General features: G+C 69.4%; 16 protein-coding genes. 10 read left to right on the top strand and 6 right to left on the bottom strand.

Annotation, left to right across the window (positions count from 1 at the left end; genetic code table 11):
* Window positions 1-14: 14 nt before the first annotated feature.
* Together OHT61_RS31625 and OHT61_RS31630 are read right to left on the bottom strand one after the other, a co-directional pair.
* Window positions 15-311, bottom strand: coding sequence for a DUF5958 family protein (locus OHT61_RS31625; protein ID WP_329042922.1), 297 nt, complete (start codon window positions 309-311; stop codon window positions 15-17).
* Between the two features lie 111 nt (window positions 312-422).
* Window positions 423-1,049 (bottom strand): DUF6000 family protein, encoded by a 627-nt coding sequence (locus tag OHT61_RS31630; RefSeq protein WP_329042923.1) that lies wholly within the window; start codon window positions 1,047-1,049, stop codon window positions 423-425.
* 216 nt (window positions 1,050-1,265) lie between these two features.
* On the opposite strand from OHT61_RS31630, the gene OHT61_RS31635 reads away from it, so the two are divergent.
* A complete protein-coding gene (locus tag OHT61_RS31635) occupies window positions 1,266-1,508 on the top strand; it encodes a hypothetical protein (protein WP_329042924.1) in 243 nt (80 codons plus the stop codon).
* Window positions 1,509-2,054: a Clp protease N-terminal domain-containing protein gene (locus OHT61_RS31640; protein ID WP_329042925.1), complete on the top strand. Its 546-nt coding sequence runs from the start codon at window positions 1,509-1,511 to the stop codon at window positions 2,052-2,054. It abuts the gene before it with no gap.
* A 767-nt stretch (window positions 2,055-2,821) separates the two neighbouring features.
* Here OHT61_RS31640 and wrbA read toward each other — a convergent pair.
* Window positions 2,822-3,511, bottom strand: coding sequence for an NAD(P)H:quinone oxidoreductase (gene wrbA, locus OHT61_RS31645; RefSeq protein WP_329042927.1), 690 nt, complete (start codon window positions 3,509-3,511; stop codon window positions 2,822-2,824).
* Between the two features lie 334 nt (window positions 3,512-3,845).
* Window positions 3,846-4,031, bottom strand: coding sequence for a DUF4265 domain-containing protein (locus OHT61_RS31650; protein WP_329042928.1), 186 nt, complete (start codon window positions 4,029-4,031; stop codon window positions 3,846-3,848).
* A gap of 773 nt (window positions 4,032-4,804) precedes the next feature.
* Between OHT61_RS31650 and OHT61_RS31655 the strand changes: the two genes are divergently transcribed.
* The 8 genes from OHT61_RS31655 to OHT61_RS31690 all read left to right on the top strand — a co-directional run bounded on the left by OHT61_RS31655 (window position 4,805) and on the right by OHT61_RS31690 (window position 15,257).
* Entirely contained in the window at window positions 4,805-6,715 is a 1,911-nt protein-coding gene (locus OHT61_RS31655) for a hypothetical protein (protein ID WP_329042929.1), read from the top strand.
* 149 nt (window positions 6,716-6,864) lie between these two features.
* Window positions 6,865-7,926 carry a LacI family DNA-binding transcriptional regulator gene (locus OHT61_RS31660; protein WP_329042932.1) on the top strand — a complete coding sequence of 354 codons (1,062 nt, stop codon included), beginning with the start codon at window positions 6,865-6,867 and terminating at the stop codon, window positions 7,924-7,926.
* A 1,043-nt stretch (window positions 7,927-8,969) separates the two neighbouring features.
* A complete protein-coding gene (locus OHT61_RS31665) occupies window positions 8,970-10,415 on the top strand; it encodes an L-fucose/L-arabinose isomerase family protein (protein WP_329042934.1) in 1,446 nt (481 codons plus the stop codon).
* Between the two features lie 84 nt (window positions 10,416-10,499).
* Window positions 10,500-12,647 carry a family 43 glycosylhydrolase gene (locus OHT61_RS31670; RefSeq protein ID WP_329042936.1) on the top strand — a complete coding sequence of 716 codons (2,148 nt, stop codon included), beginning with the start codon at window positions 10,500-10,502 and terminating at the stop codon, window positions 12,645-12,647.
* 1,058 nt (window positions 12,648-13,705) lie between these two features.
* Complete coding sequence (locus tag OHT61_RS31675; protein WP_329042938.1) at window positions 13,706-14,164, top strand: hypothetical protein; 459 nt, start codon at window positions 13,706-13,708, stop codon at window positions 14,162-14,164.
* A 94-nt stretch (window positions 14,165-14,258) separates the two neighbouring features.
* Window positions 14,259-14,459 carry a hypothetical protein gene (locus OHT61_RS31680; RefSeq protein WP_329042940.1) on the top strand — a complete coding sequence of 67 codons (201 nt, stop codon included), beginning with the start codon at window positions 14,259-14,261 and terminating at the stop codon, window positions 14,457-14,459.
* An 89-nt stretch (window positions 14,460-14,548) separates the two neighbouring features.
* Window positions 14,549-14,860 (top strand): hypothetical protein, encoded by a 312-nt coding sequence (locus tag OHT61_RS31685; protein WP_329042942.1) that lies wholly within the window; start codon window positions 14,549-14,551, stop codon window positions 14,858-14,860.
* 193 nt (window positions 14,861-15,053) lie between these two features.
* The gene (locus OHT61_RS31690; RefSeq protein WP_329042944.1) at window positions 15,054-15,257 is read left to right on the top strand and encodes a hypothetical protein; all 204 of its coding nucleotides are present in this window, start codon (window positions 15,054-15,056) and stop codon (window positions 15,255-15,257) included.
* A gap of 7 nt (window positions 15,258-15,264) precedes the next feature.
* Here the strand turns inward: OHT61_RS31690 and OHT61_RS31695 are convergent, their stop codons facing one another.
* Both OHT61_RS31695 and OHT61_RS31700 read right to left on the bottom strand, forming a co-directional pair.
* A complete protein-coding gene (locus OHT61_RS31695) occupies window positions 15,265-16,440 on the bottom strand; it encodes an eCIS core domain-containing protein (protein ID WP_329042946.1) in 1,176 nt (391 codons plus the stop codon).
* Between the two features lie 1,070 nt (window positions 16,441-17,510).
* Window positions 17,511-18,407 (bottom strand): helix-turn-helix transcriptional regulator, encoded by an 897-nt coding sequence (locus OHT61_RS31700; RefSeq protein WP_329042948.1) that lies wholly within the window; start codon window positions 18,405-18,407, stop codon window positions 17,511-17,513.
* Window positions 18,408-18,485 lie beyond the last annotated feature (78 nt).

The raw sequence follows: 18,485 nt of genomic DNA on the forward strand, positions 1-18,485 counted from the left end.
CGGGGTACTCGTCCTCACCCGCAGGCGACGGAAAGGTTGTGCCACCAGTGACCGCATCCGCCGGAGCAGAAGCGTTCGCGGCGCCGTTCGTCTGCGACCGCGAGGACCTCGACCAGTAGCCGGAACGCCTTGCGTCGTTCGTCGGTAAGGGTGAGGCCGGCGATCTTCCCCAGTTGCTGGTCGATCGGGCCGCGGTTGATCAAGACCGCCGGGGTGTGCGTCGGTCGCAGCCCGGCACGTCGGATGCTCTCCGGTCCGTCTTCGGTGACGGCGCGCGCCTGCATGCAGTAATGGCGCAGGAACAGGAGCATGTCGGCCTGTTCGTTCCTCCAGGCTGTGGGCGTCGAACCACTTGATGCCCTGTGACATCGGGCGCAGTCCCTGGGCGAGTTCGTTCAGGATGATGTCCCACTCGGTCATGATCAGATCCCGCGGGCCAGCGAGGCGAAGAGCTCAGCGGTCTCGTCGACGAAAGCGCACAGTTGCTGCACCGCCTGCATACGGTCATGCGGGTCGAGAGCCGCCACGGCCCGGACTTCGAGCCATCGGTCCCAGGGACCGGCCGGGGCAAGGAACCGTGTCGTGTACTCGGAGCCGAGAATCTCATCGAGGTACAGAAGCGTCCCAAGGACGACTGCCTGGTCGTAGTCGAGGTCGGGACGCGACAAGTAGTGGTCAAGGTATGCGCTGAGCAGTTCGGCATCCGCTGCCGTACCGAACTTCGCGAGGGCGACGCAGTATGCCGCGCCCGCATACGGCCCCTCGCTGGCCAGCAGGAGCCGGCCTATGAGCTTGCGGAACTCGGACCTGTGGGCCACAGCAACCAGCCAGGCGGCAGTCTTGCGCTCGCGCCATCCACCCTCGAAGAGGACGCCGAGCTCCGCCGGAGTGATTTCGTACGCAGCCTGAGCCAGATCCCGCGCAAACGCGGAGCGCTCGACCGGGCTCAACCGGAAAACGCTCCCGCCCAACCGAAGGTATCGCCGACCAGGCGTGACGAACCGCCGAACCAGATCCTGCAACTCGGGATCGCTCTGGACATCACGCATAGCCGCATCCTGGCCCGGGACGGTACTCATGTGCCACAGGTTTGCCGGCTGCCTCAACGCCCCGTAGCCGCTGGTTCAGAGAAACATGCGTCAGCTGCCCAATGCTCCACATCAACCCCGAGATGCCCGCCCGGCTCTCCGAGCTCGAAACCGATGCTCCGGGTCTCATGTCAGGGATTCTTGACAATGGTTACATGTCAGGGCAGCCTGACATGCATGGGAGCTGAGGAAACACCGGCCTCGCTGGTCGGCCAGGTAACCAGCAAGGACCCCGAAGTGGGACTACAGGCGGTTGTTGCGCTGCGTCGCCTCCTGGAAGAGCTCGAACGGGTCCACGTCGACAACGCCCGCGACCAGGACTGGTCGTGGCAGAGCATCGCCACGTCGCTGAGTGTCAGCCGGCAGTCGGTGCACGAGAAGCACGCGAGCAGGCGCAAGGCCGAAGGCAAGGAGAAGTAGATGTTCGAGTTCTTCACGGACCGGGCGAAGCACGCCCTTACGTTGTCCCAGGACGAGGCGATCGCCCTCGGGCACGACTTCATCGGTACGGAGCACCTGCTGCTCGGGCTGGTCGGCACCGACCAGTCCACGGCCGGGGATGTGCTGCGGGAGGAGGGTGTCGAGCTGGCGCAAGCCAGGGAGCAGACCGTACGCATCCTGGAGGCGGACGGAATCGTCGCCACCGGCGGACAACCTGCCAAGGATGCCCTGTCGGCACTCGGCATCGACGTCGAGGAGATCCAGCGTCAGGCCGACACCAACTTCGGCCCCGGAGCCTTCCAGTACCCCAGGCCCGCCTACGCGCCGGATGCCAGGAAGGCGCTCGAACACACCCTGAGCGAGGCCCGCGCGCTGGGCCAGGAGAAGTTCGGCACCGAGCACATCCTCCTCGGCATGCTGGCCGCAGGAGAGGGCCGCGGCCTGAAAGTACTGGGCGCCCTGAAGGTGACCCCCCGTAGCCTGCGCGCGGCGGTGCATGCCCGCGTGGCCGAGGACGCTTCGTAGCGACGCCGAGGGGGGCAGGCGCCGCCTGGCGGGAAAGGCTGGGCGGCGCGTTGCACGGTCCTGGCGTCCTGCCAGGTCACCGCAGGCCCAAGCCGTCGTCAACGTGGGTGGCGGGGGACGCAACTTGGGACCGGGTCACGCTCGCGGATGTCGGCGTCGGAGCCAACCGGCGGCGCAGCGGCCCGAGGTGGTCACGGCACTAGGGTGCCGCAATGAGGTTACGCGGAGTGTTCATCGCACTTTTCATGATCCCGCTGGCGTGGGGGGTGATCGCCCTGCTGAGGGCCGGGGCGGCCCATGGCGCCCCATACTGCCCGGGGCCACAGGAGGACAGGGACGGCGAGGCTCGCCCCGGCCCCATGCGGGCCCAGCTACACCTGCGCGCTCGGCTACAGCACCAGCAGCGGAAAATCGACCGGCACGGCCACGTACGATCAACTCACGTACGCCCAGAAGGTGAAGCGCAAAGACCTCTTAGGAGAGGGATTGCTGTTCACGTTGTACGGAACTGCGGGCACGGCCGCCACTCTGATCGCCACCCGGGCACGGCACTGACTGATCGTTTCGTTGCAGCAGGTCAGTGCCAGGAGACCGTGGTGGAGGTCGGGGCTGCGTTCGTGGTGGATTCGTAAGGGCATGGTGCACGGTCGGCCACGCTTCGGCCTCGGCCACGATCCCGCAGTCGGCGCGGACTGCGCATGCCGGAACAGCCCACCACCTGTACCGGAACGTCACACCAGGCGACGCCCCGGGAGGGTAGTGCGTCGTCACTTGCGCAGACGCTGCCACCAGCGCCGCGGGCGCTCCTCCTCGACGCGGGCGTCTTCCTCGACGCGGGACGCGGCCTCGGCCGCCGCCTTGAGCCTCGCGGCCATCGCGACGACGCGTTCGGCCTGGATGCGGGCAGCCGTGCGGGTGGTCTCGTCGACGGGGTTGGTTCCCTGGGCGTCCACGTGCGAGGTGCCGTAGGGGTTGCCGTCGACGAACTTGGCCGGCTTCGTGAAGCCCGGGGTGACGACGATGCCACCGAAGTGGTGGACGGAGTTGTAGAGGGCGAGCAGGGTCGACTCCTGGCCGGCGTGCGCTGTGGCGGAGGAGACGAAGCCGCTGTAGACCTTGTCGGCGAGGCGGCCCTCGGCCCAGAGTCCGCCGAGGGTGTCGATGAACTGCTTCAGCTGGGACGAGACGTTGCCGAAGCGGGTGGGGGTGCCGAATATGACTGCGTCCGCCCATTCGATGTCCGCAGGGGTGGCCTCGGGAACATGTGCGGTGGCGGCGTGGTTGGCGGCCCAGGCGGGGTTGGAGTCAATGGCGGCCTGGGGGGCCAGTTCGCCCACCTTGACCAGACGGACCTCGGCACCGGCCTTGACGCCGGCGTCGTGCAGTTCCTTGGCTATCTCCGTGATGGTGCCGGTGGAGGAGTAGTAGACGATTGCGAGCTTCACGGGGGTGGTCATGATCGGCGATTTCCGTTCGCTGTCGGCAGGTGAGGCGGGGGAGTGCGGCCATCACGCAAGACGACCGGTCGTCTATAAGGTAGGCGATCAGTGGGCACCTGTCAAAAAGTCGGTGAGGTGGGTAGTCCTGATGGGCATACTCGGGCGGCGGCCGAGCGTCGCCAAGCCAGCGCTCATCCTCGTGCGGCCCGGGTGGTGCGCGCGGGCGCGGTGGCTGTGACTACCGCGTGGCCCGGGGCGTACCTGTCTTCGGCTCACCGCAGACCGCGACGGGGCACGGCTGTCCTCACGATCGCGCAATGGCCTCCCAGGCCGCGGTGACACACTCCTCCTCCTAATGCCACCACTCCGCCGCCTCACCATGCTCCAACAGCTCGCGGATCTTCAGCAGGTCCGCCTGCGGGGGGATGCCCCAAAGCACCATTCCGATCCGCTCGATGCCTTCGCGTGTCGTGCCGAGGCGATGGAAGGCCTCCAGCACGCTCGCCCGGGCGGCAGCAGCGCCGTTATCCGTCAGCACGATCAGTCGGATGGTGCAGTTCTGCGAAGGCTGAACCGTCTCCCCGGCCAGAGAAGACCATCATCATCCGGTCGAACCCTGATCATGTCTCCGCTGGCGACCCAGCGGGCGAACCGGGGAGTGTTGTCCAGCCCACCGTGCCGTCGGCAAGGTCCAGAGGCCCACAGGGCGTCGACACTCGCCAGTGGCCGGCCTTCCTCGTCTGTCTCCAAGCGGAAATGGACCTTCACCTGGTCGTCACTGGTGTCAGTCACCGAGTCATCATCGACTTCGCACCCACCTGACCGGACTGCGGGCACGAAGGTGTGGGGCCGGACACCAGGTGAGGGGCCGGACACCGCTACCGCTTCGACGGCGTCCGTAACGGCAGCCACGTCACCGTCCGCCGAACCATCTCCGCAGGAGGAGGACGGGTGATCTTGCCGCGTACGCGTGCCGCTCCAGACCGCCTGCATGCCCGCCGGTCGGGCGTGAAGGCGCTCTTGACCCCGATCACCACGTGCCGGCCGTGCTGGTGCACGAGGCAGTCAGGCTCGTCCTGGCTGCCGCGTGCGCCTGCTGTCGCGCGGTGCCGGCTTGCCTCCGCGGGTGGCATGTTCTGGACGCGGTGGTCAGCGGCGACCACGCCTGCGTCGGGGTGGCTCTCCTGGTGCGCGCACAGAGCGCGGTGCAGCAGAAGAGCTCATACCGCCTCAACTCGGCGCCTGCGCAGGTAGATTTGCTCGATTGGCAGTGCGGGAGCCGCCCGCGCGGGCTTGGAGGGCGGGGTGGGCGTGGGGGGCACCGCAGGTATCTCGGACCGCGAGTTCGAGGTCCTCAAGACGGACTACGAGATGGCGCGGGAGGACGAGCGCACCTTCGCCACCATCCAGGCGGCAGTCGCCGGGATCGTCGTCGCGCTCCTGGCCGCCCTGGCCACTGTCCTGACTCAGACGTGTCAGCTCAACGACCGGGCGAAGAACTGCACCGAGGCGCCCATCCTATTCCTGGCAAGTGCGCCCGCCATCCCCTTCGCCGCCCTGGCGCTGCTGCAACTTCTCGGCCTGGTCGCCACCGTGCGCAGCTATTACCTGCGGGCCGTGGAGGCGGAGCTGCGCCGGGCGGCCGCCGTCCCACTGAGGGAGTTGACCGGTGCCGGCATCAGCTCCCCCTCGTACGCCGCACTGATCGCCGAGGCGTCCACGATGCGCCGCGGCCGCTCCCGGTACCGGATCCTCAGCTTTCTGATCCTGTTCATCACCCTGTTGGTCTTCTCCGGTCTGACGGCCTTTGTCGCGGTGAGCCTCGGTGGCCGCACCGGCGTCGTCATGGCGGTCGCCTACGGCTGGGCCTTCATGCTGCTCGTCGCCGACGTGGCCTCCGCCACTGTCGGAGGCCGCTCGACCTTCCTGCACCTGGCCCGGCAGCTCGCCGCCCGGCAGGGAACCGGTCTGCTCGGTGGTAGCCCACCGCGCGGCCCCCGCCGACGTGGCCTGGTCTCCTACCTGGTGTTGCCCCGCCCCGAGGACTGGGTCAAATGGCTCCTGGTGCCCTTGGCATTCACCATCGTCGTCCTCGCCCGCGATCTGACACCACAGTGGGAACGGCTGCTGCTGATGGTGCTCCTCGTCGAGTATCTGGTCTATGCCGCCCGATACCAGGTCAACGACATCCGCGGCTACGCCGAGGACGCCACCCACCCCGAAGCCGCCGCTCGCATGCGCCTGCCCCACCCCGCAGATCCGGCGGCGCGGCGTCTGGTCGTGGTGTGCAGCGCGCTGGTCGCCGCGCTGCGGCTCATCACCGCCCTCGGTATCGCCGCTGCCGCCGGAGTGACCCGCAGCCTCCTGGCTGCGACCGCGGTCATCGCAGTGGCCGGGGTGCTCTACGAGTACCTGCGCGCCGTCGAGGCGCGTCCGGGCGGCACACAGCGGGCCGCCGCCATCGGGCTGTGGGCCCTGGTGGGCACCGGATACGCCCTGCGCTACGCGGTGGGCGCGCACGCCGCCGGGCTGCTGGTCGGCGACTCACTCGTGTGGACGGGTGCCCTCTACGCCTACGGCCTGGGCACGATGTTCGTCCTGCTCACCTGGGTCCTGGAGGCGAGCGCGTACTGCCGTGCCCCGCACCCGCTCCGGTGGTACGCCTCGCCCGCGCTGCGGGCCAAGCCTCACCTGCTCCTGCTCCTGAGGTATGTGCGGGGCGTCACCCTCATACCCGGGCCGCCGCCCACCGGGGCCCCGGCGGGCTCCTGCGGGGAGGTCCCTGTACTACGCGGCCGGTGCGCCCTGGGCGCACCGTGGAACCTGGCGTACTGGGCCACCGTGGCAGCCGCCGCCCCGCTCGCCCTGCGCCTGGCCGGCCTCGCCCCGGACAGTGCCGCCGGAACGTGGGTTCTGGCCGCCTCCGCACCGGCCGCAGCGCTGCTGCCGCTGGCGGGCGGCACGACTGCCAGGACGCTGCTCCTGGCGGCGGGCACCGTGCTGCCCGCCTTCGGCGTGGCGCTGTCTGCCGATCCCAAGGCGGCCCTGTTCACGGCGCTGCCCTTCGCGGTGTGCGGCGGCCTGTACACCTCCTTCCGGCAACAGTCCTACCGTGACCTGAAGCACTTCCTGCCCGACCTGGCTGCTGCCGCCCGCCAGGCCGCAGTCCGCGCGTTCCGCGTCCTGGTCGGCCGCGCCACCTGGGACGACCTGACCCGCTGAACGCCTCCCATGACCCACGAGCGCGGCCAGGCTCGGCGGATTGACCGCAAGCTCCCGAGTCGGCGCGGCGGTGAAGTGGACCACGCTCGAGTACTGGATGTCGCGGTTGGCTAGGGTGTGCAGCTGTGGGACGGGGAGAGGGCGGTGACATGGTGAAGAGGGTCGGGGGATCGGTCCCTGTAGGGCGGACTGCCCGGATCCAGGACGTTGCGGCCCTGGCCGGGGTGTCGGTGGCCACGGTGTCGAACGTGCTCAACCGTCCCGGGCGGGTGACCGCGCAGACGTCGGAGCGCGTGATGCGTGCGGTGCGGGAGCTGGACTACGTCGCGCACCCGGGGGCGGTCGGGCTGCGCAGTGGCCGGGTCCGTGCGCTGGGGCTGGTGGTACCCGACATCGTCAACTCCTTCTACGCGCGGATCGCGGGCAGCGCGGCCGACGCGGCCTATGAGCGCGGCTACTCACTGACGTTGTGCCACAGCGGCGACGACCCCGAGCGTGAGCAGGGGTACTTCGACATGCTCGCCGATCAGCGGTCCGCAGGCGTGATCGTGGTTCCGGTGGCCGCCGACCCCGACCGTCTTGCCCGGCTGCGTCGACGCGGGATCCCGCTGGTCACCACCGACCGTGCGGGCTCCACGACAGATGGCTGCTCGGTTGCCGTGGACGACGAACGAGGCGGCCGGATTGCAGTCGAGCAACTCCTCGCCGACCGCGCGGGGCACCCGGGCGGAACCGACGGCGAGGTGACCGTCGTGGTGGTCAACGGCAGCAGGGACATCCAGCAGTGCGCCGACCGCTACCGGGGCGCCGAAGAAGTGGTCCGGGACCGGCCGGATGTCCGGCTGGTGGAGGTCACCGTGCGGGAGATGACGCTGGACACCGGGGTGGCTGTGGCCCGCTCGCTCGCAGAGGCAGCGCACCTGCCCGTCGGCGTGTTCTGCACCAACGACTTCCTGGCGGCTGGGCTGGTCCGCGGGCTGCTGGAGTGTGGCGTACGGGTGCCGACGGACGTCCGGGTGGCCGGGTTCGGTGATCTGGATGTGGCGATGTTGTCGGGGATGCCGCTCACCAGCGTCCGTCAGTCCGTCGAAGACCTGGGCCGAACCGCCGTGGAGTTGCTGCTCGACGAGGTGGAGGCGGCGGAGGGTGCACACACGCATTCCTCGCACGTGTTCGCCCCCACTCTCGTCGTCCGCGATTCCGCACCCTGACCATGCCGTGCGGGCGGGGCCCTGTCCGGCTCACGTCGTTGTCCGCGTCGGCGCGGAAGCGGGCACTGCGACGCTCACATTAATGAGTCGACGTCAGCAGGGCCCGTCGAAACGGTAGTTGACCGGAGCCTGCGTCCGGAGCCCGGGACGGTGCATTGTCGAGCGCCGCCGCGTGGACGGGCCTGGCGACGGCAGCTCGACCGCAGGCGTCCGCGGTGAGCTGGCGCAATGGCTGGTCATGGGGGCCGACGCCGAGGACTCGTTCCGCATCGGGCCGGCGGCCGGGGAGCCGCCCCACCGGGTGTCGCGTGAGACCACATCCCGGGACCACTGCACGCGACACGCCAACACCGCCTGCTGGCAGCCGGGTTTCGTGTCGCGCACTCCTGGGGACCTGCCGGATGCGCGCGAGCGTATTACCCGGCGGCAGGGAACTCGGCGGTCGACGACGGGACCGCCGGTGGCAGCGCACTGACAGCGGCCGGCGTTTTCGATTACCGCGGTGCGTTGATCGTGACTCCTCCAGCGTGCATAAATCCATGACGTGTGCGCAGGTGGCGCACCGTCCTGTCGATGCCCAGTTCGTTGGTGAGCCGGGAGCTCCCGGCCACCTCGGTGCACACCGGCCGGTCGAGCTCACCGGCCTCCAACCGACCGCAGGGCGCCAGGAGATGTACCCGAGGTGCCCGCCCATCCCTCGGAAGACCGTGCCCGCCCTTCCTCGGGATGCCATGAAGCCGTGTGATCAGAGGCAGGCTTGCCGGACTTCTCGCGCCCGTGACATACGCACGGTGGCGCCGACAGGCCTGATGTCCACCGACCGGCGGGTGAAGCGTTCCCCGGGCCCTGGCCGGTCGCGGTCGGCGGTGCTGAGACCACGACGGGGACCGTCAACCCGCAGTACGACAGGGAACTCAGTCTCCTGCACGGACTCTTGACGCCTCGCCGCGGGCGCCCTACGGTCCCTCTCAGCTCGCGTTTGAAACGTTTTACAAATTGGCGTCCGCCGCTGCGGCACGTTCCGAAGGAGCCGAACCGTCACCATGGAGACACCCGCACCCGCTGATGCGGGGCTACCCCGCACGACCCCGCGCAAGACCCGGATCGGCCTCGTCGCCGGGGGACTTGGCGCGTACTGGCCTCAGTTCCCGGGCCTGCTGGAACAACTGCAGCACTCGGCCCGCTCGGTCAGCGACCGGTTCTCCGGCATGGGATGCGAGGTTGTCGATGTCGGCTTCGTGTCCGACCCGCAGGAGGCCGCCGCGGCGGCCGAGAAGCTGCGATCCGCAGACTGCGACCTGATCGTCACCTTCCTCACGACCTATCTGACCGCCTCGATGGTCCTGCCGGTCGCCCAGCGCAGCCAGGCCCCCGTGCTGCTCATCGACCTGCAACCGACCGCGTCCATGGACCACGCCACGTTCGGCACGGGCGAGTGGCTCGCCTACTGCGGTCAGTGCCCGCTGCCGGAGATCGCCAACGTCTTCCGCCGGGCTCGCATCCCCTTCCGGTCGGTCTCAGGCCATCTGCACGACGAGAACGCCTGGACCCGAATCGAACGCTGGATCCGCGCCGCAGGCGTGCGCGCCGCGATGCGGCACGCACGGCACGGGCTGATGGGACACCTCTACCCCGGCATGCTCGACGTGTCCACCGACCTCACGCTCGTCTCCGCCCAGTTCGGCTCGCATGTAGAGGTCCTCGAAGTCGACGACCTGCGGATCCGCGTCGCCGAGGTCACCGAACGGCAGGTCGACGCGCGCGTGGCCCTGGCCCGTGAAGTGTTCACCCTCGACACCTCCGTCGTCGAAGAGGACCTGCGCTGGGGTGCGAAGGTCTCGGTCGGCCTGGACCGCCTGGTCGACGACTTCGCCCTGGACTCCCTGGCGTACTACCACCGCGGCCTCGACGGCGAGCTCCACGAACGCCTGGGAGCCGGGATGATCCTCGGGGCCTCACTGCTCACCGCGCGCGGCATACCTGTGGCCGGTGAGTACGAGCTGCGCACCAGTCTGGCCATGCTCATGGCCGACCGTCTCGGCGCGGGCGGGTCGTTCACCGAACTTCAGGCACTGAACTTCGACGACGACGTCGTCGAGATGGGCCACGACGGCCCTGCCCACCTCGCCAGCAGCAGCGCCGACCCGCTGCTGCGCGGCCTCGGCGTCTACCACGGCAAGCGCGGCTGGGGCGTGAGCGTGGAGTTCGACGTACGGCACGGCCCCGTCACCACGTTCGGGCTCGGCCAGGACGCGGACGGCACCTACATGGTGATCGCCTCGCAGGGCCAGGTGGTCCCCGGCCCCCTGCTGGAGATCGGCAACACCACCTCTCGCGTGGACTTCGGCTGCGATCCGGGCGAGTGGACAGACGCATGGAGCGCCTCCGGCATAGGCCATCACTGGGCCCTGTGCGTCGGGCACCGCGCCAAGGACCTTCAGGCGGTCGCCGACCTGCTCGGACTGCCGTTCGTCCACGTCACCGTCTGACGGCCGAGCGAGTCGAGGCGGCCCACGCCTTCCAGCGCAACGGGCCAAGCCTGTTGCTTCTGATCCGACCCATGGAGGAACGACATGAGGAACACCGCGCGGTTTCGCCGGCAGCTGGCCGGGATCGGGCTGCCCCTGATCCTGGCGCTCTCCGCGGCGCAGACGACGTATGCGGCTCCGGCCGGTGAAGGCAAACCCCATGCGGGACCCGGCGAGAAGACGGTCACCCTGGTGAACCAGGACACCGACGGGAACCCCACCATACGATTCGACGTCAACGGCAACGCCATCGACGCCCACGACGGCCAGATCCAGCGCTTCGGCGACACCTACTACCTCTACGGCACCAGCTACGGCTGCGGCTACGAGTGGAACACCCCCGGGGCTCCCTTCTGCGGGTTCGTCTCCTACAGCTCGCCGGACCTGGTGCACTGGACACCGCGCGGACCACTGTTCGACGCCTCCTCGAAGACCTGGCAGAAGCGGTGTGACGGCGGCACGTACGGCTGCTACCGGCCTCACGTCGTGTTCAACAAGAAGACCCGGAAGTACGTGCTGTGGATCAATTCCTACGACACCGGCGTCGGCTACCACGTCTTCACCTCCGACCACCCCACTCGTGGGTTCGAGGAGGTGGCCGTGCCGGACCTCGCGGCCCCCGAAGGCGCGCCCGGTGGTGTGAACTACGGCGATCACCAGGTCTTCGTCGACCACGACGGGGTCGCCTACCTCGCGTTCACCGACTGGATCCGGGGCGGCGACATCATCATCGAGCGCCTTGACGATACCTATACGACAGGCACCGGCCACTGGACCCGGACGAATCTGCGCTCGACCGAGGCGCCGACGATCTTCGAGCGGGGAGGCACCTACTACCTCACCTACTCCGACCCCAACCGTGGGTACATGACCACCGGCACCGGATACGTCACCGCGCCGACCCCGCTCGGGCCCTGGTCGGGGAGCAGTGCCAGCCGCGACGCCTGGTCGGTCTCCGACGGGATGATGAACATCGAGGGTGGTGGTGTCGGTCTCAGCCGAGAAGGCGAGGAATGGCGGGACTACTCCTTCGAAGCCAAGGTCACGCCCAGGCGAGCCGTGGGAGGCGACTACGCGCAGGTCGGCCTCGCCGTACGCGGATCGGCTGCGGGCAGCTACCAGTGGCTCATCGGCAACTACCCGCACCAGGGGGCGGTCGGCGGCAACCTCACCAAGTTGGTGCCGGGCAAGCCGGCCGCGATCGTGAAGCTGCCGATGGCGATCACCACCGGGCAGTCCTACGATGTGAAGATCACGGTCGAGGGCTCACGCATCGAAACCCGGATCGACGGCCAACTGGTGGACACCACGGTGGACACCACGAGCGACCACGGTCGCGTCGGATTCCGCGAGAGCCAGAGCGATGGCGAGAGGGCAAGCATCGACGACGTCACAGTCACCGGTGCCGACGGAACGGTACTGCTGTCCGACGACTTCTCCGGCGGCCTGACGAAGTGGGACCGCCCGGAGTCGACCATCACCGGCACCAACATCACCACAACCTCGTGCGGTGGTCAGCCGGCAGACGTCCTGCCGCTCAAGACCAGCTCCGGCACTGTCTACCTCTACCAGTCGGACGTGTGGATGAACGCGAAGGCGAACGAGGCCCTCGCCAAACACTACTGGCAGCCCCTGGAGTTCAACGGTGACGGCTCCATCCGGCCCATCGAGTGCGGCCGCTCCTACGGCCTGACCGTGCCGGTCCGCCCTGGCAACCCGCAGAAGCGAAGTAGCCAGCTGGAAACCGGGGACGCCGGATATCGCACCCACTGGGACGTCGCCGGCGGACTCGCACGTGCGCAGGAGATCACGATGCCGGACGCCGGCCGACTGCGAGCGGTGCGCTTCACGACCTTCCAGTCCGGACACCCGAACGCGCCGCTCGTCCTCGACCTGCGTCGTACCCGGACAGACGGCACAGGCACCACTGTTGCCTCCGTGGAAATCCCCGCCGACAAGGTGTCATGGGCCGCGCGATGGGCCGAGCTGAAGCTCGATCGGCCGCTGCAGGTTCGCGCCGGCGACCGCTTCGCGCTGGTGGTCCGGTCCGCGACCACACAGGGCGCCTTCGGCATCGCCTACAGCGACACCACCCCCTACGGTGGGGGCCGGGCCCTGATCAGTCGCGATGGTGGCGAGAAGTGGACCGAGGAACCCGGCCGCGTCCTGCACGTCGAGGCCGACGTCTCATGATTCCGCGTCACTGAGTGGGGGCGCCGCTGAGGGCGGCAGAGACCGGAGCGCTGATGCCGACCTACCAACGGGCCGCACAGCCGACGTACTGCCCACACGGGCGGACCCCGGTGCGTTCACCGCCAGGCTGGGCCGGTGCCGGTGCCGGTGCCGGTGCCGGTGAGCGGGGTGGCTGGTTCGCCCGCCCGCCGACAGTGAGGGCGCCCTCGCCGCATGCCCGGTCGACGTGCCGGATCCGGGCAGGGCAACATCCGGCTGCTCCGGCCTCCGCAGGGCGTCGGATTCGTATCCGCGCCGCCCGTGTCCCACCGAGCGGAGGCGGCACCGACCCCAGCACGAGGGGCAGCGCACAGACCCAGGGCGCGGCGTCACAGGAATGCACCGGCAGGTCTGGAAGGCAGAGCCACGCCGTACCGGCCAGAGGCGCAGTCCGCTGCGGTGCATGGGGCTGCGGCGGCACCGGCAGGCCAGGGAGATCCCGACGGGTTCCCCGGCCTGCCGGACCCACGTAACCCATGACAGTCGGACGTGGCCACCACGGGTGGTGATGTCCGCCCAGCCCTCGTGAAATGTGCAGTCATCCGAGCGCCCCGCTCGGGTCGTCACCGCCGATGCGGGCCATCGCCTCGACGGCCCGGTTCGGCGGCAGTGACCTGCCGCTCACTTCGTCTCGGTCCTTCATCTGCGTAAGCGCACGATCAACTGGCGTAGGTGTGGATGCAGTCCCGCGGGCTGCCTTCCGACGCGGCATGTCTCCGCTCACTCGCGTTCGGGTGTGCCGGGGGCCGGTCCCGCGTGTCCCGGCCTCCTTCTGTATCAGCCTTCACAGTTGGCCAATGGCGAGCCCGCCCTGGTGCAGGAACGGCCGCCCCCGCGTACGGTCGTCCCGCCGTACGGACTCGGCGGGCGCCGTACCCGCAGGTCAGTGGCTGGGACGTCCCGCGCGGAGGCCACTTCGACGTCAACTGTGGCCGGACATCGCGCTGTGCCCGCAGTCTCATTGCGGAGCCGGCCGGTTCGGTCGACTCCACCCGTGCGATCCCACCAGGAGCGTTCCCGTGAAACTGACCAAGAAGCTGACGGCGACCCTGCTCACGTCCGCAGGCCTGGCCTCGGCCCTCGTCCCGCTGGCAGCCTCGTCCGCCTCGGCCGCCAGCCAGTACGGCTGCTCATACCCGCGCGTGTGCGTGTACGGCGGCTCCTACGCCGACGGAAGCATCATCGGCTGGTTCCAGGACAACGGCTACCAGAACATGCCGCTGTCGATCCAGAATGAGCCGGACGCGGTCGTCAACACGCGTAACGACGACTCCGTATGGCTGATCGATACGGGCGCCACACCGGACCGGTACATCTGCATCCCGGCGAAGACCGCCGCGAACCTCGGCAAGTACGACCACCCCAACGGCACCACGTGGGCGAACGACGTCGACACCATCAACATCTTCAACGACAACGGGCTGTGCAGCGGCACCAACCGCGTGCAGCAGGGCACCGTCCCCGCCAACTGGCCGTAACAAACGCGGCCGTCCCCGGGCCCAGGCCGGGGACGGCCGTTTGCGTCGCGGCGAGAGGTGTCGGCCAGGACAGCAGGACCGCATCGACGACGCCGTGCGCAAACTGATTGAGGTCCGCAGACAGGTGGGGACGCCCGACGTGGTCACCGTCCTCGCCGGCCAAGTTGCCTCGCTGCCGGCTGCGAGCGCCGGACCCGACGGCGATCCGGAGGCACTGTTCGACACGATGATCCGCGCGCAGATCGCCCTGGTCCGCAGGATCAATGCGCTCGAGAAGGAACGAGCCGACGGCTGACCGGCCGGTCAACACTGGTGTAGTGCCTCCTGCCGGTGCAGTACCAACCTGCACGCTGGCGGTGTCCCGTTCGAGCGAAGGGATCAGCTGTGCCCGACCGACCTGAAATCGTCTGCATTTGCGGCTCTACCCGGTTCGTAGACGAGATGCGTGCGGTGAATCGTGATCTGACCCTCGCCGGGGTCATTGTTGTCGCGCCAGGCGAAGCTGACGAGTTGATCACCGACAAGCAGAAGGCGGCACTGAACGCCCTCCACCTGCGCAAGATCGACCTGGCAGACCGGATTCTGGTGGTCAACCCTGGCGGGTACGTCGGCGAGTCCACAAGGGGGGAAATCGACTATGCCCGCGCCATTGGCAAGCCGATTTCGTTCACGGATCCCGACCCCGCTGCAACGTAGTTGGCCGGGGGAGGACAGGGCCAACACACACCAGCCCGATGCCACCGCCTCCGCCCCGGAGGCGGTGGCATCGGGGGAGCGAGAGGCCCCTTGGCCCGCTCCAGTACCAGCGCGCCGTCTTTGCCGGTGCGGTGGCGGGGGAGGAGCTGCGCACCCCGCGCCCACGGCCGTGCGGGGGCGCGCGTACGACGTCGTGGCGCACCAGCAGACGGCGATGCCCGGGCAACTGCTCGCGCTCGCGGACGCCTACCCCGACGATCAAGAGCCGGGGAGCGGGACCTCAGGGAGCGTTGACCTGACGGCGCCGGGAGCCTTACGGGGCGTCTCGAAGGCGAAGGCGAAGGCGAAGGCGAAGGCGAAGGCCCCGCCCGCTCCTCAAGAGGAGTGGGCGGGGTGAGGGGTGGTCAGCGGCGGTCGCGCGGCGAGACATCCACGATGACCGGGGAGGCCGACCTGCTGGAGGAAGCGCGGGAGCGCTCTTCCTCGTCCTCGAAGCGCCGGTACTCCTCCGGCACTTCGGAATCCGGCAGTGAGTCCATCGTCATCCGCGCGAACTCCAGCTCCGCGTCGCGGTGGATGTCATGCCGCGTGGGCAGGTCACCGGCCTGCTCGCGCGCGGCGACGGGGCGTTGGTCGTACGGGTCGAGTCTCGTGCCGAACCGCCTGCTGAGCGGGTCGTAGGGCGGCCTGATGTTGTACTCGGCCTCGCGGTACTGGTTCGGCCCGATGTACCCGTTCGAGCCCATCTGCGTGATCGGCACGCCGAGCATGGCGGTACCGATCTCCGACGCGGCGGACTCGTAGCGGAGGTGGTGCATGTTCGTCTGCTGCGTGCCGACGAGCATGTTGTCGCGCCGCTGAGGCGTGCCGTGCACAGGGTCGCCGTGCGACCAGGCGGCCTCGCGGTGCAGCCAGCTGTACTGGGCGGGCCGGCTGCCCGACCGCCGCGCCGCGTCCCGCGCGGACCCGCCCATCAGCGTGTTCTGGTCGGGGACCCGGCGGCGCGGCACGTTCGCCATGGAATCGCTGGTCACGTAGCTGACGCCGTTGTTCTCGTAACTGCGGTTGCGGGAGTGGGTGTCCTCGATGGTGTCGTCGTCTTCCCAGGAAGGGCTGCGGGTGACAGTGAAGATCCGCGGGCCCGCGCGCTGCACCGCCGGCACCGCCGGTGTCGCGGACGGCGCCGCCGCCTGCGCGTCCTGGGCGGGGACGTCCGCCGGGTGCTGCGTGGGCGCGTTGCGCATCCTCGACGCCCACGCCTCCGCGTCCTTCTCGTCCGCGTCTTCGGCGTGGGAGACGGAGAGCCCGCCGCCGTTGTTCGTGCCCGCCACGGGCCCCCGCTGCTGCTGCCAGGTGTGCCGCAGCTCGTGCAGGATGGTGTGCTCGTCGCGACCGCCGTCGCCCACCACGATGTGCCGCCCCGTGGTGTAGGCGCGGGCCCCGAGCTCGGCCGCCGAGCGCCGCGCCTCCGCGCCGGTGTGTACCTCGACGTCGGCGAGGGAAGAGCCCAGGGCCCGCTCGGCCTTGAGCCGGATCGCCGGGTCGACCGGCCGGCCCCTGGACTGAATGACCTGAAGCACGGACGAACTCTGCACCGGCTGGTCGTGGCCACACCTCGAGCCGTGGTCGTGCTCCTCTCCGGCCCGTTCGCGCCGCTGCGTGGCGATCAGGTGTGTCACGGCGGCGTTGCCCGCAGAACGCTGCAGTTCCAGGAGGGGGATGACCGGTGCGGCGGGTCGCGCCGCCCGGCGCGTCGCGTCTGGTGGCGCGGACACGGCGCCCCTGTGGTGTGTGAACATGAACTTCCTCTGTTGCGATAGTGCGCGTTGGTACCGCCTCAGCAAACCGCCGCGCCGGAGCGACGGCAAGGCATCGGAAGGGCACATCCCGAGGACCCTACGGCCATCGCCAGCCGGATGGCGGCGCCCGAGGCGACCGGACCGACAGGCACCACCGGTGTGCCATCACCTGGGTGGGCCGCGTGCTTGCCGGCCCGGCCGGACAGAGGCCGCGCCGGCCGGGTCGGGACGGCTGACTGCGGCGTCGCTCGCGGACAAACCGTTGAGCGGACACGTACTCAAGGCGGAAACGGACACCTGTGGTGCCTTGCAGGCAACGCAGGGCCAACGGCCAAGGCTGTCCGGCCGCGCTAGCGCTGAGTACCTGGACGGGAACGCCGCATGTCCGGCCAGTTGTTCCTGGACACCGAGCCAGATCACGAAGGCGTGCATGAGCGCGTTGCCGAGGTGAAGCCCCGCGCTGTGGGCGACCCTGTCGGAGGCCGCGCCCTACTGGACCGCCATGCGCTCCGCCGGCCGTGTTCCGGGCGCTGGGCTGCTCGTCGCGGGCAGGCGGGATGGAGATCGCGGTGTCGTCCCTGGGGGACATGGCGATGCTCCTTCGGCGTTGGGCAGCCAGTCGGACTTCGGTGACCGCGCCCGGTTGTTCCAGCAGCATCGTTCGGGCTTCTTGACCCAGGTGGTCTGCTCGCACCTGTACGGGCAGACGCATCGCTGCTCTCAGCCTTCACCAGGAGGTTCGCCCCACTTCTGAGTGAGAGGAGGTTCTGCGAACGAATCCGGGCGTGATGGGAGTCCGGTGACCCGTGATTGATCTTGCCCGCGCAAAGGACCGTTTGAGCGAAGAGCGGTCAGGGGGATGTGTGCGGAACTTCCCGGTGGGGCGCGGCTGCGGGCGCGGTCATGTCGAGCAGGAGCAGGGCGTCGTGGTCGGGGGTGCCGGGTTCGGCGGTGTAGACACCGATGCGCTGGCCGGGGGTGCCTTCCAGCTGCATGGACTGGGAGGTGAGCGTGAGGGTGCCGACGCGGGGATGGTGGAAGGTCTTCTGTGCGGGTTTGCGGCCGGTGACCTCGTAGCGTTCCCACAGCCGGGCGAAGTCGGGGCTTTTGAGGAGGAGCTCGCCGACGAGGTTGGTCAGGTCCGGGGCGTCGGGTGCGGTCCCGGCGACGGCGCGCAGGCGGGCGACGCAGGCGGTGATCTGGCGGTCCCAGTCGGTGAACAGGGAGCGCGAGGCCGGGTGGAGGAAGAGGTAGCGGGCCAGGTTGCGGTGTTTGGCGGGCCAGTCCTCGAGTCCCGCGTACAGGGCGAGGCCGCCGGGGTTCCAGGCCAGCATGTCCATGCTGCGGCTGATGACGTAGGCCGGGTTCGGCCGCAGCGACTCCAGCAGCAGCTTGAGGTGGGGTCGCACGGTGCGGCCCGGGGCCGGGGGTGGCTCGGGGGCGTAGCGGGCGGCGCGGGCAGCGAGCTCACGCAGGTGCTGGTGCTCCTGGTCGTCCATGTGCAGGGCGCGGGCCAGGGAGTCGAGGACGGCGGGGCTGGGGCGGGTCTCCTTGCCGCGCTCCAGGCGCACGTAGTAGTCGATGCTGATGCCGGCGAGGGTGGCCAGCTCCTCGCGGCGCAGGCCGGGGGTGCGGCGGACGCCGGCGCCGACGGAGAGACCGACGTGTTCGGGACTGGTCTGGGTGCGGCGGGCGCGCAGGAAGCGGCCCAGCTCGACGCCCTCGCTGTTCGCGCTCTGGGATGCCATGACTCCAGTCTCACCTGCCCGGCACCTGCCCCGCAGACGGGAGGGGGGCCCTGTCATTACCCCCGAAGAGCCCGCCCT

Origin of the sequence: Streptomyces sp. NBC_00178, assembly GCF_036206005.1 — a bacterium.
GTDB lineage: Bacteria > Actinomycetota > Actinomycetes > Streptomycetales > Streptomycetaceae > Streptomyces.